Source organism: Bradyrhizobium sp. CFUWI, from assembly GCF_056429085.1.
This window is the reverse complement of sequence record NZ_JBWJZE010000004.1, coordinates 209,103-224,668: the sequence shown is the minus strand read 5'-3', so window position 1 is coordinate 224,668 and position 15,566 is coordinate 209,103. Positions and strand designations below refer to the sequence as shown.

Annotated in this window: 13 protein-coding genes; 6 read left to right on the top strand and 7 right to left on the bottom strand. The window is 60.3% G+C overall.

What is annotated here, in order from left to right; all coding sequences use genetic code 11:
- Positions 1 to 901: 901 nt before the first annotated feature.
- Positions 902 to 1,624, bottom strand: a complete 723-nt coding sequence (locus AC066S_RS11470; protein WP_478269693.1) for a hypothetical protein — start codon at positions 1,622 to 1,624, stop codon at positions 902 to 904.
- 412 nt (positions 1,625 to 2,036) lie between these two features.
- Here AC066S_RS11470 and AC066S_RS11465 point away from each other — a divergent pair, with 412 nt between their 5' ends.
- Positions 2,037 to 2,375 (top strand): H-NS histone family protein, encoded by a 339-nt coding sequence (locus AC066S_RS11465; RefSeq protein ID WP_126262111.1) that lies wholly within the window; start codon positions 2,037 to 2,039, stop codon positions 2,373 to 2,375.
- A 2,015-nt stretch (positions 2,376 to 4,390) separates the two neighbouring features.
- Positions 4,391 to 4,579: a hypothetical protein gene (locus tag AC066S_RS11460; RefSeq protein WP_126260571.1), complete on the top strand. Its 189-nt coding sequence runs from the start codon at positions 4,391 to 4,393 to the stop codon at positions 4,577 to 4,579.
- A gap of 188 nt (positions 4,580 to 4,767) precedes the next feature.
- Here the strand turns inward: AC066S_RS11460 and AC066S_RS11455 are convergent, their stop codons facing one another.
- Entirely contained in the window at positions 4,768 to 5,031 is a 264-nt protein-coding gene (locus AC066S_RS11455; protein WP_126260570.1) for a hypothetical protein, read from the bottom strand.
- Between the two features lie 581 nt (positions 5,032 to 5,612).
- Here AC066S_RS11455 and AC066S_RS11450 point away from each other — a divergent pair.
- On the top strand, positions 5,613 to 5,891 hold the full coding sequence (locus AC066S_RS11450; RefSeq protein ID WP_126260569.1) for a hypothetical protein: 279 nt from the start codon (positions 5,613 to 5,615) through the stop codon (positions 5,889 to 5,891).
- A gap of 175 nt (positions 5,892 to 6,066) precedes the next feature.
- Here AC066S_RS11450 and AC066S_RS11445 read toward each other — a convergent pair whose 3' ends face one another.
- Together AC066S_RS11445 and AC066S_RS11440 are read right to left on the bottom strand one after the other, a co-directional pair.
- Entirely contained in the window at positions 6,067 to 6,804 is a 738-nt protein-coding gene (locus AC066S_RS11445) for a metallophosphoesterase family protein (RefSeq protein ID WP_478269692.1), read from the bottom strand.
- Between the two features lie 461 nt (positions 6,805 to 7,265).
- Positions 7,266 to 7,388 (bottom strand): hypothetical protein, encoded by a 123-nt coding sequence (locus AC066S_RS11440; RefSeq protein ID WP_283810170.1) that lies wholly within the window; start codon positions 7,386 to 7,388, stop codon positions 7,266 to 7,268.
- A 27-nt stretch (positions 7,389 to 7,415) separates the two neighbouring features.
- Here AC066S_RS11440 and AC066S_RS11435 point away from each other — a divergent pair, with 27 nt between their 5' ends.
- Positions 7,416 to 8,846: an undecaprenyl-phosphate glucose phosphotransferase gene (locus tag AC066S_RS11435; protein WP_126260567.1), complete on the top strand. Its 1,431-nt coding sequence runs from the start codon at positions 7,416 to 7,418 to the stop codon at positions 8,844 to 8,846.
- A 44-nt stretch (positions 8,847 to 8,890) separates the two neighbouring features.
- On the opposite strand, the gene AC066S_RS11430 is transcribed toward AC066S_RS11435, so the two are convergent.
- From AC066S_RS11430 to AC066S_RS11420, 3 genes are all read right to left on the bottom strand, one after another.
- Positions 8,891 to 9,181 (bottom strand): hypothetical protein, encoded by a 291-nt coding sequence (locus AC066S_RS11430; protein WP_126260566.1) that lies wholly within the window; start codon positions 9,179 to 9,181, stop codon positions 8,891 to 8,893.
- Between the two features lie 397 nt (positions 9,182 to 9,578).
- Positions 9,579 to 11,810 (bottom strand): Wzz/FepE/Etk N-terminal domain-containing protein, encoded by a 2,232-nt coding sequence (locus AC066S_RS11425; RefSeq protein ID WP_478269691.1) that lies wholly within the window; start codon positions 11,808 to 11,810, stop codon positions 9,579 to 9,581.
- 31 nt (positions 11,811 to 11,841) lie between these two features.
- On the bottom strand, positions 11,842 to 12,354 hold the full coding sequence (locus AC066S_RS11420; protein WP_235884986.1) for a hypothetical protein: 513 nt from the start codon (positions 12,352 to 12,354) through the stop codon (positions 11,842 to 11,844).
- A gap of 651 nt (positions 12,355 to 13,005) precedes the next feature.
- On the opposite strand from AC066S_RS11420, the gene AC066S_RS11415 reads away from it, so the two are divergent.
- The gene (locus AC066S_RS11415) at positions 13,006 to 14,217 is read left to right on the top strand and encodes an acyltransferase family protein (RefSeq protein ID WP_235884987.1); all 1,212 of its coding nucleotides are present in this window, start codon (positions 13,006 to 13,008) and stop codon (positions 14,215 to 14,217) included.
- Between the two features lie 7 nt (positions 14,218 to 14,224).
- Complete coding sequence (locus AC066S_RS11410) at positions 14,225 to 15,562, top strand: hypothetical protein (protein ID WP_478269690.1); 1,338 nt, start codon at positions 14,225 to 14,227, stop codon at positions 15,560 to 15,562.
- Positions 15,563 to 15,566: the final 4 nt, after the last annotated feature.

Here is a 15,566-nt window from a genome sequence, read left to right as displayed (position 1 = left end):
CTGCTCGCAGAGGCAGAGTACTGGGAGCATCTGGCGGCTGCGGCTTCAGCTCATTGAGATTCGGTTGAGCGGATCTTTGTCTTGTTCTTTTCCCGCGACTTTCGACTTCTAGCCGTTTTCTGAGGCATGTGATGTCGCGTACGCGTCAGATTTATACTTGTGCTGTTCTGAGCGAGCGGCTGCAAGCGCTTGTGGCGGAGCTTAGAGAGGTGGAGAAGCTTCGAAGTAAGCTCCGACGCGTAGAAGCGAGAACAATGGGCCGAAGACGGCGTACCAGAGCTGACGGCAGAGCGAGAGCCGTTTAGACTGGAGACCCGACGGGGTCGCAGCTTGACCTTCGTTGGCTCGCTGGTGCGATTTTGCGCACGGAGGCCCGCGATCCTCGTATCTACAATTAACTGGGGAAGGTCGACGCCTTTATCGCGCGGAGTAGCGACCTGGGCGAGTATGTCTCTGCGACGTGCCGGCAACCGCCAGGCTGGCGTGGCTCACAACGTTCGAATTAACTCGGCGGCGAGACCGGGCGTTTATCCAGGATCGCGCGCTCGCCCAAGATCTTCATTCGATGCATTTCGGAACACCGCAACAAGTCGATCGCCGTCCCAAAGCTCAACGTCGTGCTCGCCACGCATTTGCTCGGCTCGACGTCTCGCCGCCTGCTCGTCAATGCAGTCAAGCTTTGCAGCGCAGATCACTCGCCGACCGCTGTCCACCATGAACACTTTGTACCGCATGATGGCAGTCCCAAGCACAAGAGGGACCGCATCATACTCGAACATCGCCCTGAGGCAGTACCAGATGGAGCGCAGACGCGCGGAACATTATAAGTGTTGCAATTCGGATAGATCAGCGCGCAAGGAGTTCACCGAAGCTTTGAGGTAATCTGCCAGCATGCCGCGCATCAGTGGCGTAATCTCAGCGCGTGCCTAAGTGCGCGGCTCGCGCTTAAGATCGAGAAGCTCCCCAGCATCATCAGAGCCACACCTAGCCAAGTTGACGTCCGGCTGCGCGCCTCGCCGAGCAGCTGTTCATCGCGCGGGCCCATCGGCATAGCTGGAGATGAGTCGGCTCGCGAGGCAGGGGAAAGCTTCTCCGCTTCGACTTGGGGCGGCACGGATTGCTCGGGCGTGAGTTGGCTGTTGGGAAGACCCGAGACGGATGCCGTCGGAATCAGGATTGGCGCGCCCGCATCGAAAACAGAAGTAGCATCAGCCACCTTCACTTCGCGTGCCGGCGGCGTCGGTTGAGGCTCGCCCGCCGCCGCAGAGCTTGATAACTCGGCGCGCGCATCGCTTACGGGGCTCCGCCTTTGCCGCATAGTGTCGTCCTGGTCGGGCCTGACGGTGCGGTTAGCGATGCGACGATGACCCGGTTCTCGCGCCGTCGCGACGCCCTCGGCCAAGAACCAGCATTTGCTGCGGCCTTCCCGCCGATACACCCAGCGCTGGCCGGCGCCGGGCGGGTTGCCGGGCTGTGCCAAGCATTCCGGTCGCGCCGAAGAGCTTGCAGCGGGCTCGCGAGGAGCAGGATTGAACAAGTCAGTAAACGGGCTGGAGAGCGCAGGTGTCGCCGCAAGACCTCCAAGAAGAACCAAACTGGCGAAATATTGCAAATGACCGGACATCGAAAACTCCCGGTAATGCGCCCCCACCAGAGACTTCGCGGCGACATGGGCCCCGATACGACTTAAATCTGGCGGCGCAATGAATTAAATGTGTCGCTGGTCGGTCGAATTAATACCCCAGCCCAGCGCGCCGGGCCGCAGGGCGGCCATGCGCCCAATTAAGCGGGCCAAAGCGCAGCTGACTGGCGGGCAAGCTTCTGGATGTCACGATCCTGGTTACCACCTCAGTGGGCGTTACTTCCTCCCGGCAAATTAAATGCTCCGCCATGATATTACCGCCCTCATGCCATTCTCCCCGCCACCTCCCGCAGTTAAATGTGGATTGTGCGATTATCATTGGTCTGGCGGCTTGCCTGCTGCTTCATCTCAGACTTTTGTGCTGGGACCTTCGTCTTTAACCTCGGATCTCGCCATGGACGCCGCGCATTTCAATTCGCTCTCCCTTGATGAGCTCTGGATGTTTCACCAGCAGGTCACTGCCAGCCTTACTCAGAAAATCTTGGCGCAAAAAGCACACTTGGAGGAACGGCTTCACAGGATTGGGCTAGCCGAGGAGGCCACAGGGTTCGATCGTAAACGCCGTCCATACCCGCCCGTTCGTCCCAAATACCGCAATCCCAAGAACCCGGCGGAGACATGGTCCGGTCGCGGCAGGCTGCCGCGGTGGCTGCAGCCGCAGCTCCGAAGCGGTCGGAAGTTGGACGATTTCCTCATCGAGCGGGCTTTGGTTCAAAAGCGCCAGGCGAATTGAACGGCGATTGCGGCATTCGGCGACAGCAGTGACCCCAGCGGCTGGCCTGCGCGCTCTTCTGTGGTCGCCATACCGACGCCAGGTTGGGGATGATGCGGGAGATCGGCCGAATTTGAGCTGTATGGTTCAGCCGCGCGACACATTGGGGCAGGGCATACCGACAATCGCTCGATGACTATTTCTTCAACAGCAGTCCCATCCTCCGGGCCATTCGCCTCACGGACCCCGCGTAGCGGCCGAGTTCGGCGGCGATTCTGCCGGCGCCGACTCCCTGCCGGGCAAGCCTGAGCAATCGTTGGGTCTCCTCTTTAGCCCATTGCTTTGGCTTCGGTGTTTTCATGCTGCGGGCACTCGGTTCGAACCAGTAAACCAGCGAGCTTCGTGGCCGACACTTGGGAAATTTACGGGTGGCCAGGCCTTAAGAGGGGTTGTCTCAGCAATGCTCTAGGAGAGCTGGCGGCGCTACAAGAGAGCCGCGTCTAGTAGGCGACCGCAACCGAATGGGCATCCACCTTCAAAAGAGTGTGCTTGAGAGGAAGGCTGGCCTTGGCTCAGGTGCGCTGATGAGTCAGCAGGTGCCGGGCGGCTCGTTTCGGCGAACTAGTCCAACTACCAGTCGAGAAGCGCGTGGGTCGGCGACGATCGTGTGCTGCAGCAACAGGAACCGGGTTGCGGCGTCGTGGTTAATAGAAGTTTGGCAAAAGGAGATCGTCAGATGCCCCGTGCCAAGCCTCTATTAATTGCCGCCATCGTCGCAAGCTCATCTCTGGTGGTCCTCGCGCTAGAAGGCATTGCTAATGCCGGGTCCGGAGGCGCAGGCACGGGGACGGGCGCGAGTAGCGCCAGCGCTGGCCCGTCGGCACCCTCTGGAATGGGGACGGGGGCAGGTAACGCTGGTTCGTCAGCCACCCCAGGAATGGGGACGAAAGATACGGCCCCCGGCGGAAATCCAGGCATCAACGCCGAGCCGAGCAATCCGAACGTTCAGCCCGCCACGCCGGCGAGGTCGCGGGCGGCAGCCCAGGCCGCACGAAATGCAGGGGCTGGCCACGCGCATAATGGCCTGCCGATCGGTGCCGTCGGGAGCGGCACGAGCAAGGAGGACCAAATGGCCATTGGCCGAGCGTCATCCCGAAACAGATCCGGGCCGGCAACACAGGCCCAAGGAAACACCAACGTTGGTTCAGAAGGTCTGCCAGGGAGAGGCACGAGCCTTTCGGACGAGATCAGCCTTCCGCGCGCTGCACGAGCTGGAGACAAGGTGCTGGATGCTAAGGCGCAGGTCGCGCGACGGACGACTGTCTCCCCCAGACGCGTTCCAGGTCGGGCAAAATTGGGTTTGTAGGCGGGCAAGCCGCTTTCGGGGAGCTTGTGAGACCACAAGCAGGTGGCGCGATGAAAACTTGCCGGCTGCCTGCTCACGCTGCGCCAGATCCCAGTTCGCGATCGATATTTCCCTGTTCCGAGATGGCGTGCTTTGGCTGCAGCAGACTTGAATCTTCAGGACATTTCACGCGGAGCCCACTCGTCGAGTGGTGGGGTTTTAGTCCCGTTTTCCCTGATGGCGCTTTGTGGCAGCGCCGCAATTACCTTCGTAAGGAAATATCTGCCACTCCGTACTTCGCCGACTTGCGGACGGATCCTTGGTGCTATGCCGAAATTCACCGCTGATTTGATCTGCGCAAGTTCTCGCCAACGTTGGATTGAGAAGCGCAAATCTCAGATTCTTCGGTCGTCGTGGCGTTGGCAATCTTCGCGATATAGAATGCAGAATTGTTAGAATGACAGCGGTGATCGGCAACACGTCAGGTAATACGACGATTGCTGCCGGCGTGGTGCCGATGAGATGGTGCCGATGAGATCTACGCCGGTGCAGGCCTGACAATTTCCGTTTCGTCAGCATCTCAGCCGGTGCTGCCGATACCATTCACAATCTCGACGCTGACAATGATCGCTTTAAGTTATCGGGCATCGGCGTCGCCGGTGGTGACGTCGAGTCTGTGGATGGTGCACCTTTGCCCGGCGGTAACGAGGCTTCGGCCCACCTGCAGAATTTCGGGCCGGGTAACGACCATCTCCAGATCGATATCGATGCCGATGGAACGAGCCACATGGACGAGAGCCCGAAAAATGCGAGCGGCACGCTGCACAATGGCAGCTTCTTGGTGGCCCAAAGCCGAATGGCCTTAGGTCCGATCGACTAGCGCGGCGGCTTGCTCATCTCTCCCGCTTGCTTGCGGGAGAGAGAGGTTGGCGCGAAGCGCCGGGTGAAGCTCTTTAGGGATTGTCTCATTGCGGAAACACATTTGGTCTCAAACAAAACTGCCGCCCCTCTGGCAGGGAGCGGCAGTTGTGGGTCGTTGTTAGTTCAGCTGAGCCGAGCGCGGTCGACCTACCGCACGTACCAATATCCCCACCAGCGGTGGGACACCGGCCGTGCCTGCGCCTTCATGGCCGCGACTTCCTCGACCGGGCGAAGCTGGGGACCATAGATCGCGGGCGGGTAAACGTCATCCCACGGCACAACGCCGCCCTGGACGGCGGCCGCCCGGTGTGACGTAGCAAGCGCGAGCTCGGCGGCCGGTGCAACCGAGACCGTCACGGCGAGGCCAAGAGCGGCCAGGGCAATCGATGGAATAAGAGCGCGGAAGTTCATTGGATTGAATCCCTCGTAAAATGCGATGCGAAATAATGCGACGGGTTCCGGATGGTTGCAAGGGCATGGGCCGGCCGGTCGGCCCGAAATTTCCTGCTCGCGGGAAGCCGCGTCAGCCTTGCCCGACTGCAACGGTGTTGGAGAGGGCCTGCGAGGACGTCTCTCTCTATATATAGAGAGTGCTGCTCATGGAGGAATCTTTGCCATCGATGCACGCGAGATTACGCCGCGTGCACTCCGGAGGTCAGGCATGAACAATCTTTCGGCGCCAAGAGGTCGGCAAGAATCATGATGTCGACACACTGCTCGCTCTTGATAGGTTCTGGACTATCCAAGGCGACTCCCATGACTTCTGCATTCCTCTCCGCTTTCATTTTCAGCGCTGGACTCATCTCGGGATACGCGTTGCGTGCTTGGCGCATCGAGCGAAGTCCTGCGAGATCATCCCGTGACGCCTCGCGCCGAACGGCCGGTCCAACTCCCACCTCAACGTTCGGCCATGCCCGACGAGCCTTTTAGGCAGCATCCGACGCGCAGGCTGGACGCAGGATCTCTCATTGATACGAAGGGGGCATGATGAGATGAGCGAACCCAAGAGGGACGCGCCCCGGCGCTACATCGTGGATGGCGCGGGACAACGGGTGCTTGTCGGCCTGACGATCTCGGAGACGGTCGAGTTCGAAGCCCTGGATAATCCAGGCGCCCGCCTTGGCGCCGACTTGCTTGTCGAGCGGCGCAGTGTCCGTCAGGACGGACATGGGGAGCGTTGGCTGGAGCTCTACGTCAAGCACGAGCGAGCCTGGAACGATTGGATGGCCGAGACGCGTGCGCGGCTGGAGAAGCCCTGCTTGCTCAACTAAAGCATGATCCGGAAAAGTGCGCAGCGGTTTTCCGAAAAGGTTATGCTCAAACAATAACCTAAAGCGCGATGACGATTCTTCCTCATCATCGCGCTTTAGAGTCCAGTCAGGACATGTGAGCAGCCCTGCCGAGGCGCGAGCCGGCTTCGGCAGGCAATGGTAGGCCGTCGTAACCTCACACTGCGAGCATGCGGCTACCCTGGATACTCATCAGGGTCAGGTTGCCGGTCGCATAGGCGCCGGTGTCGATGTTGACCCGGTTCGCCAGGAATTCAGCGCTGCGGACCGGCGTATGGCCATGCACGATATATTTGCCGAATTGCTGCTCGCTGCGCAGGAATTCTTCGCGAATCCAAAGCAGATCGCGCTCGGCCTGCTCGGCCAGTGGCACGCCCGGGCGAACGCCGGCGTGAACGAAGAAGAAATCCCCGCAACTGAAGCTCAGCCGCAAATTGTCGAGGAATTCCAGATGTTCGGTGGGCATTGCCCGTATCAGATCGCGCATGATCGATGCGGGCTCGTCGCGCTTCAGGTCCGGCGGGGGGAGTCCGTAGGACATCAACGTCTGGGCGCCGCCCACCGCAATCCAATCCTCGAACAGCGAAGGATCCTCGAACACGTTGACAAGGAATGCCTCGTGGTTTCCCTTCAGGAACACCGCGTTTCCCCGACGGCTCCGTTCGACCAGGACGTCGAGCGTGGCGCGCGTATTCGGGCCGCGATCGATGTAGTCGCCCATGAAGACCTCGACCGCATAGCGCGGCCGGCTGCGGGCAACGTCGGCGTCGATCACCCGCAACATGGGCTGGAGCAGATGCGCGCATCCGTGAATATCCGAGATCGCATAGATGCGGACTCCCTCCGGCAATTGCGGTTTGGGAATCGGCGGACGCGGTCGGGCAAGAGATATCATGGCGCTCAATCGATCGGGTGGTCAAAAAAATTTCCCCAAGTCGCCGGCACCTAGGAGCTTCCATCCAACACGAACAGCGTGAATTCGGCGAGGGAGCATCCCTGTTCTCCGGCTCGATCACGCCAAAAGAAGGGCGCTGCAGTTTTTGCCGACCTGGTCATGCGGGCAGCGCGAATGATCGGTGCGCGAGAATTGCATTGCTGAGTGCGAGAGCGCGGCAAAGTTGCATGCCTGAGCCGAACTGTCAGCTGCACGCCCAGATAGAAAGTCCTCTGAATTCTCGCAAGTGACTCGTCGCGCTTCATCGGCGAATTGCGTCGCCTGAAAGATGAGCGACAAGCGCTCGCGCGACGATCAGGTACCGCGCAGGACGTGGAACTTGATTCAAAATAGGGCAACACGTTCGCTCCTATGTCATCACTGTGACGACATTTTCATCGCAACGAATTTCGCTGCGCATTTCAACGCGGCGCACGATCCTTGCGCCGCAAAAGTTTTGCGTGCAGCGCCACAATGTCGCTGCGATCACTCAACACTTTCCGTGCGGGGAAGTGACGAGTCTTCAGCATCACGATGAGCGTCAAGCACTCTCTCGATAGGCAGAGGTTCGAATGGCTGTTGCAACTTATGGTTCTGAAAACGCTCACACGCTGTCATCGACGCGCGGTGGCTCTCTTCAGAGGCCATTTCAGATCGTGGTCATGGCGGCTGACTTTCTGCTGATCTTGTTGAGCTATGCCGCCGGGGCTTCGTTGTACGGCGCAGCCGTCGCTTCGCCCAATGACGGCGCTTCGGTGGGAGCGGGGTTGTTCGTCGGCGTGGTGTTCGTGGCGGTCGCCTATTTCCGGGACGTCTACGCCACGCACCGTCTGCTCAACGTCGTCTGGCAGCTTCGAAAGGCGGTGCTGATCTGGCTGACGTCGCTGACGGTCCTTGCCGTTGCGGCCTTCTTGCTGAAATCGACGGACAATCTATCGCGCGGCACCGTCATCGTGTTCGCTGTGATCGGCGGACTTGGCCTGATCAGCCTCCGCTTCGTCTGGCAGGCGGTGTTCGGCACCAGCTTTGCGAGAAGCCGGCTGGTCGATCGCAAGGTGATCCTGCTCAGCCTCAAGCCGCTCGACTTCACGTCGAGCCGCTTCAAGGACCTGCGGAGGAATGGCTTCGACGTGATGCGCCATTTCGTGCTCGGAGCCGATCGGGATGACGGCCATTGGGAGCGGCAGATTCGTGACGTGATCCGTCAGTCGCGCTCGGCCGACGTCGACGAATATCTGCTTGCGATCGACTGGAACGAATTGCCGATGCTTCGCAAGCTGGGGCCATATTTGCGCGCGGTTCCACAGCCCATACGCCTGCTGCCGGACGACCCGGTCGCTGATCTCGTGGCCCGTCCATTCCTGCCGGTCAGTGGAACCGTCGCGGTTGAAATCCAGCGGCCGCCTCTCACCATTCTGGAGCGGCTACAAAAGCGCTGCCTCGACGTTGGCGTGGCCTTGTTCGCGCTGGTGATGCTGACGCCGTTGCTGCTGACCGTTGCCGTGCTGATCAAGCTGGATTCCCCCGGAAACGTCATATTCCGGCAATCGCGCCGCGGCTTCAACGGCAGGCCGTTCGAGATCTGGAAGTTCCGGACCATGACCGTTTGCGAGAACGGCGAGACCATCGCCCAGGCGACCAAGCGGGATGCCCGGGTCACCAAGATCGGGCGCTTCCTGCGCATGACGAGCATTGACGAACTGCCGCAGCTCTGGAACGTGCTGCGCGGGGATATGTCACTGGTCGGGCCGCGACCGCATGCGTTGGCCCATGACAATTATTATGACGAGCTGATCAGCAAGTATGTTTACCGGCACCACATGAAGCCGGGGTTGACGGGCTGGGCCCAGGTGAACGGGTTCAGAGGGGAGACGCCGACCATCGATCTGATGGAAAAGCGGGTCGAGTACGACGTCTGGTACGTCAGCAACTGGAGTATCTGGCTCGACCTGAAGATCATGGCCCGCACCGCGTCCGCCGTGATGTTCCAGGAAGCCTACTGACCCGACCCCAATGTCCCGATGATCTGAGGTGCTGGCGCTGGAACTCAGGTTCCGTCTCGTGTCGACCTGCCGAAGAGCCGCATGATCGCATCCCGCAAGGCCAGCAACGGCGGCACGAGCACGAAGAAAGCCCCCATCGCAACGGAAACGATGACATGGCGGATCGAGAACGGTTCGTCCTGCTCGATGTCCCGTCGGCTCGGATCGATGGGCGCGGGTGAGAGCGTCGGCGCCGCCATCGGCTGCCGGCGCGCCTTGCGTGGAGGAATCACGATCAACACGAACAGGATGTTGAGCAGGACCCAAATAGTCAAAATCGTCAGGACGATCAGCATTCCGAGCCCGCCGGAAAGGAACTACAAGTATGAGCCGAGATTAGCCTCAGGGAACCCAGAAAGAAAGATGCCCAAAGTTTCGGCATTTTGAGGCGTCGAGGACCGGATTGTCTCGTCTTATCGATGAACGTTGGCCGACTGGCGCACTGTCCTAGCCGTCACCGTCTTCGTCAATCCTTGCTTTTGGCTAGAGCAATAACCGCAAGTTGTGGATTCCGGGCGAATACGGAGGTCGGAGCAGCTCCCAGGGGCTTGGGGCAATCTCCGCTCGCGCAGGCGAAGGTGCGCTCGACCGCCTTCACCCAACAATTCCGCCAAGCGCGAACGAAAAAGGCCCGCTGCCAAATGGCAACGGGCCCGAGGTCGTTCCAGATCGGCCTGGGCGCGGCGCCGCCGCCTAGGTATGCTCGACGTAGTAGCTGTTGTGGTGCTTGCCCTTGTAGGCCTCGATGCGCTTGAGCATCTTCGGGTTCGCGCGGTTGAGCACGGCGCCGATCAGCTTCTTCTGGAGAACTTCCGAACCCGAAACCGACTCCTGCAGAGCGGTTCGCGTGGTCTGGCCCCATTCGATCACGTAGACCATGGCGTCGATCAGGAAGCTGACGGCCTTCGAGTCCGCCACCGGCATCACAGGGGCAAGGTCGATCACGATGTACTCGTAGTGCTCTCTCAGCACCTTGAGCAACTCGGCCATCGCCTTCGATCCAATGACGTCGGCCGAATTGACCATGCGGGACGCCACGACGGAGGGCAGGAAGTCCAGGCCCGTCTCCTTGCTTCGCTGAACATGGTAGCCGAGGCTCGCCGGATCGCTGAGAGCCTCCACGAGGCCGGTCTTGGCGTTGGGCGCGAGCTCCCGCGTCAGCGAGCGCGTGTGCAGATCGCCGTCGATCAGAACCGTGCGATGCCCGGTGAGGGCGATCAGCTGCGCGAAATTGGCGGCCACCGTCGTCTTGCCCTCCTTGGGAAGGGAAGAGACGATGCCGATCACCTTGATCTCGCGGGTCAGACGCGCGACGTCGATCGAAACCTTGATGTTGCGCAAGGTCTCGGCAAAGCGTGAGAACGGATGATCGACGACGTAGCGGGAGAGATCGGGAGGGCCGGTCTTCGCTGACGTCGAGAGCAACGCGCCGGCCTTCGTCGGCGGACGTATGTCCGGCAGTACGCCGAGGCATTTCACGCCGAGCTCATCCTCGACCTCGCCGGGGGTCCGCAGCACGTCGCTCAGCAGTTCACGCGCAAATGCCGCGCCGAAGCCGAGGCAGAGGCCGCCGACCAGGCCGCCCACGAGGGCGAGGACCGTTCGCGGCGAGCTCTTGCGGTCCGGCTTGGTGGCGGTGCTGATGAGGCGGGCCTCGCTGAGGGGAAAGCTCTGGTTCTGCGTCGCGCTCTGCAGCTTTTCCAGGAAGTTGTTGTAGAGATTGCGGTAGGTGTCGGCGGCACTTTCGAGATCGCGCAGCTTGACCTCGGCCTGGCCCTTGTTGCCGGCCTGGGCGACGAGCTCCTTCACGTTCTTCTCGAGCGAGGCCTCCCGGCTCTTCGCGATCTCGTAGTCGCTGCGATAGGCGTCTGCGATCCGACGCAGCTCGTCGGCGATGTTCTTGCGCAGCTCCTCCATCTTGTTGGCCAGATTGACCGCCGCAAGGTGGGACTTGCCGTAGCGCCTGGACCAGTCGGCATATTGCGCCTGGAGGTCGAGATATTGAGCGCGCAGACGGGTGATCACCGAGTTGTTGAGGGCATCCGTCACGGTCGACTGCGCAACATCCTGATCGGAAATCGTGTCGATCCGGTCAAGCCGGGCCTTGGCTTCGGCGGTCGCAGCCCGCGCCTGAACTAGTTGCGTGTTGAGGTCGGACAATTGCTGCTCGGACATCAGGCCGCGGCTGGTTCCGACGATGTTGTTCTCGGCCTTGAAGGTCTGGACGGCGCGATCGCTGGCCGATGCCTGCTCGCTCAGCTCGAGGCTGCGCTGCTGCAGCCATTCGGTGGCCCGCTTGGTGGACTGATATTTGGCCTCCAGGGCGCCGACGAGATAGGCATTGGCGATCGCGTTGGCGATCTTGGCGGCTTTGTCGGGGCTCCGCGCTTTATAGCTCAGCGACAGGACATATGTCGTCAGCACGCGCTCCGTACGCAGATTCTTCTGAACCTGCTGGACGACCGCATGTTCGATTCGCTCCTGGCTTGCTGGTTCGCCGGAGCCGAATAGCGATGTCAGCTTGCCGATGATGATAGAGAGCAGGCCGGGATTGGAGCCGTTGAACTCCGGGTCTTCTGTCAGCTTCAGGCGGCGGACGACGGACAGAATGAGGTCGTCCGAGTTGATGATCTCCACCTGGCTGTCGACATAGCCCGTGTCGATCAGGGCGCTGCTGGCGTTGCTGTCCTTGTCCAAAACTTGCGTCTGCCGCGTATCCATCATGATGCGGGCATTTGCCGTAAACATGGGCTGCGCCATGGCCAGGTAGACGATCACCAGGGCCAGCGAAGCTCCCGTACACACCGCGATGATCGGCCATTGGCGGCGAAGGACGTCGGCCGCGCGCTCGAAGCTGAGGACCGCCCCGCCGAATTCGATGCCGAATCGGTGCCCCGACTGGAAATGTTCCCTAGGCTGGTACATGTGCTAATTCGCTGCCTTTGACGATCATGGATCAATTCGGAAGGGGGACGGGCTTGAATGGATTGGCCAGCTTGGTTCTCCACTCGCCTTCGAGCAGTGCTCCGCCGCGGCCCGGCTGCGGCGAGGTCTTGATTTGCGATTGGACCTGGACGCCGGAGCTGTCGTCTCCTGCGGCGGAATAACCGGCCTGCACGTTGAGATCACCGATCCGCTGCACGAAATCCCTGATCTTGCGCGAGGCGTCCGGCTTGGTCGACGTGCAACGTGCTTCGGCAATGCGCAGCGCAGCGCCGATGGACGAGCGATCGGTTGAGGTCGAGGCCGAGATGAGCGTCTGCACGGACGGCAGCACCGACGGATTTGTGGCGACATAGCGCGCGAGCCAATACCGCAACTTCTCCTTGTCATTGCGCAGCCGCTCCAGGAGCGAGGAGGGCGACTTCACGAAGGTGTCGAGTTCGAGTTGCGAGGCGCGGTCCGAGAATTCGACGCACTGCGCGCGGCAAGCTTCGACACTCGAGACAATCAGCGCAAAACCGATCAAGACAATCGCCAGCCATCGCGGCTGTGCATGACGACGTGTTAGTCCGCGGCCCATCCGTGTTCCTTGCTTCTGTTGCAATAAGAGAACAGGCGAAACTTGGCAGGTAACTGTGTCATCTTTTTGTGCGACGCAAAAGCCGATGCAAAACCGTCGACAAACCGACGGCGTTGTCTGCTTTCTCGCCGGTTGTAGAAGAAAGATTTACAATGCCTGCGAGATCGGCAGGTCGCGCTCAGGAATGTTGCAAACTGAAAAGATATCGGGCGCGCGGCACGGCCGCTCGTCGCAAAACCGACACAAGTCGTGACGCGCGCTTATTGTTCCCCCGGGCGAGAGAGTTTTTCGTGCGACATCTGCACGCAGACAGATCAATGGTGCTGCGAAGAGCATCGATCGCAACAGTGCCGAATTTCGCGCACACTTTGCGCGCAAATGCTCGCAATCATCACATCCGGATCGGCTTGCGCGCCGAAGCAGGGGCGCGTCGGATGAAAAGTGGCATGAACTTGGCGCTCGCATGTCCGAAAAATCTGCGAGCCTTGAAAATATCGTCGGGCGTCATGCATCGAATGCCAGTCCGCGATCGCAGAGATTGAACACGCGCGAGACCTGATACACACTGCTGCGATGCAACAGCGACGGAATGTTGATGTGACGGAGTTGGTTCATCGTGAGAAGGCGCATGTCCAGCCGCTCGACAGTATCCGGGGGATCGCCGCGACTTCGGTGGTGATCCACCATCTGCTGCTGATGCCGACCTTTCTCGCGGCATTCCCGCACAACGCCTGGATCAACTGTTCCTTCTTCAGGAGTGCATGGTTGCTGGTCGATCTGTTCTTTGTTCTCAGCGGAATGGTCATGGCGTTGAGCTACATCGAGAACGACTTCACGCGCTTCTCGCTGCGCGAATTCATGATACGGCGCCTGGCGCGAGTCTATCCGCTGCATATCGTCATGCTGCTCGCAAACCTCGTCTTTCGCCTGCTGCGCATCGGCCTGGTCATGGCGGGCGTCGTGGTCGCCGCCCCGACGGTTTTCGAGGTGAACAACGCCTATTCGTTCGGCCTCAATGTTCTGCTGCTGCATTCGATGGGCTTCATCGACTATCTCAGCTGGAATGCGCCGAGCTGGAGCATCAGCGTCGAGTTCTACACCTATTTCGTGTTTGGTCTGATCGTTCTCTTTGCCCTGCGCATGGGCTCGCTATCGTGGTTCTATGTGCTCTCCGGGCTGATCGCGGTCGGAAGTCTGGTCTTCATCATCTTCGTGCTCGAAAAGAGGAGCCTCGAGCTTCAGACGGATTTCGGCCTTCTACGCTGCTTCGTCGGCTTTTTCCTGGGCGTGTTGATGGTGAAGATCGTCGATCGCCTGCGTGCAAAGCCGGGCGCTGCCGTGCAGGGCGTGCTGCAATTCGTCGCCATGATCGCGAGCATCGTCCTGGTGTCCCTGGCAGAGACCAATCCTGCGGCGACTTTCCTCGCACCAGTGATGTTCGCGATCTTCCTCGGCAGCTTGCTCTCCTTTCCGGATGCGCTGCTAATGCCGCGGATCCTGGTGGCCAAGCCGCTGATCTGGCTGGGGCGCCGCTCGTACTCCATCTATATGGTGCACGCGCTCGTGGTGCTGCTGGCTGAATATTTCGTGCGGGGCGTGGGAGCGGGGCGAATCGCCGCCCTGGATTCGATCTGGGCAGGCCTGCCGGCTACGCTGAATCTCGTCGTTTCACTGGCGGCCGTGCTCGCGGTTTCGCACCTCACCTATCTCTATGTCGAAATTCCCGGCGGCAGGTTCCTGCGAAATGCATTCGGAAGCCCCCCGGATTTTGCGCCATCCCCCGCCCGATCGGCGCGGCTGAGCAACTGAGCCGCGCATGAGCACCTTCGCGCTGCAACCCCGCAGGATGATGCTGATCAGCCTCAATATCGAGGCGATCGCGCTCGCAGCCTATCTGGTCCGGGATGCCTTCGGCGGTATGATGCGGTACTACACCAGCATCATGCATTTGGACGCGCTTTGGTTCGTGCCGGATGGCATTGCGCTTGTGTGCCTGGTCCAGTTCATCGTGCATTGCATCTTGCGCAATCGCAGTATCATGGCTGCAGTTGTCCTCGTGCAGATCATGCTGTCGCTGGTGCTCGGCTACTTCATGCTGGGGACGGTCAACGCGGCGATGTCGTCGTTTAAGATGATGCTCCCGGTGTTCGTCGGATTTTGTTTCTGCGACACCAGTCTGGGCTCCTACAAAAAGTTGCTGTCGGTCATCGCCGCGACGTTCTACCTCTCGCTGATCGGCGTGCTGCTGACGAAATTCTACTTCATGCCCTGGGTCGGATACAAATATGAGTCCTTCGGCGCCGTTCGTGAGGCGGGTCGCTTATGGTGGGCCTATGGCGGTGACGATCAGCGTCTCACGGGCTTTGCTGCCGAAAGTACCATGGCGGCCTTCTTCATACTCGTGTCCTTCGCAATTACGTCGATCCGTAAGAGCACGATTTGGTGCCTTCTGTACGGCTCTCTTGCGGTCTACATCATCCGTCTGACGACCAGCAAGACGACCATGATCGTCCTCGTGCTCTACCTGATTCTGCTGGTGTTCGTGCGGATGCTGCCGGAGAAGTCGCGCTTCTCCGCGATACGGAACATTGCATTGTGGTCGTTTGCCGCGATCCTAGTGCCGTTCTTCATGATCGTGCTTGCTTCGGGTACCGCCGCGGTGCCGCACACGACCCTGTTCAGCATCGTCGACCGCATCAACAACAGCTGGCAACTGCCGTTCGTCTACCTGAGCCAGCTCATGCCCGTTGGTCTCGTGACCGGCTGCGGCGTGGGCTGCTTCAACTATCCGCAGAAGCTGTTCTCGCCGCTCGCCCCCTTCTGGGTTCCCGTCGACAATTTCTATATCGGCACGTATCTGATGTTCGGACTCCCGTTCGTCGCATTCATGGTGATGGTATTCCGGGCGACGTTCGGCACGACCGACGTCTACAAGCTGACGCTGATCTTCGTCGTCAACCTGTTCACGATCACGGTTCTGAACTACGGCCCGGCGTCCGGCCTGCTCATCATCGCGTTGAGCTTCAGCGAAGTGTTCTCGCGGCGTGCGACCTTCGCGCGGGCAGGTGACGCCGTGCCAATCATCATGCGGCCACCGATGCCGTCATTAGAAGGCTTCCGCCCGGATGTACCGGCGGCGAGCGGAAGCAGGTGAGAAG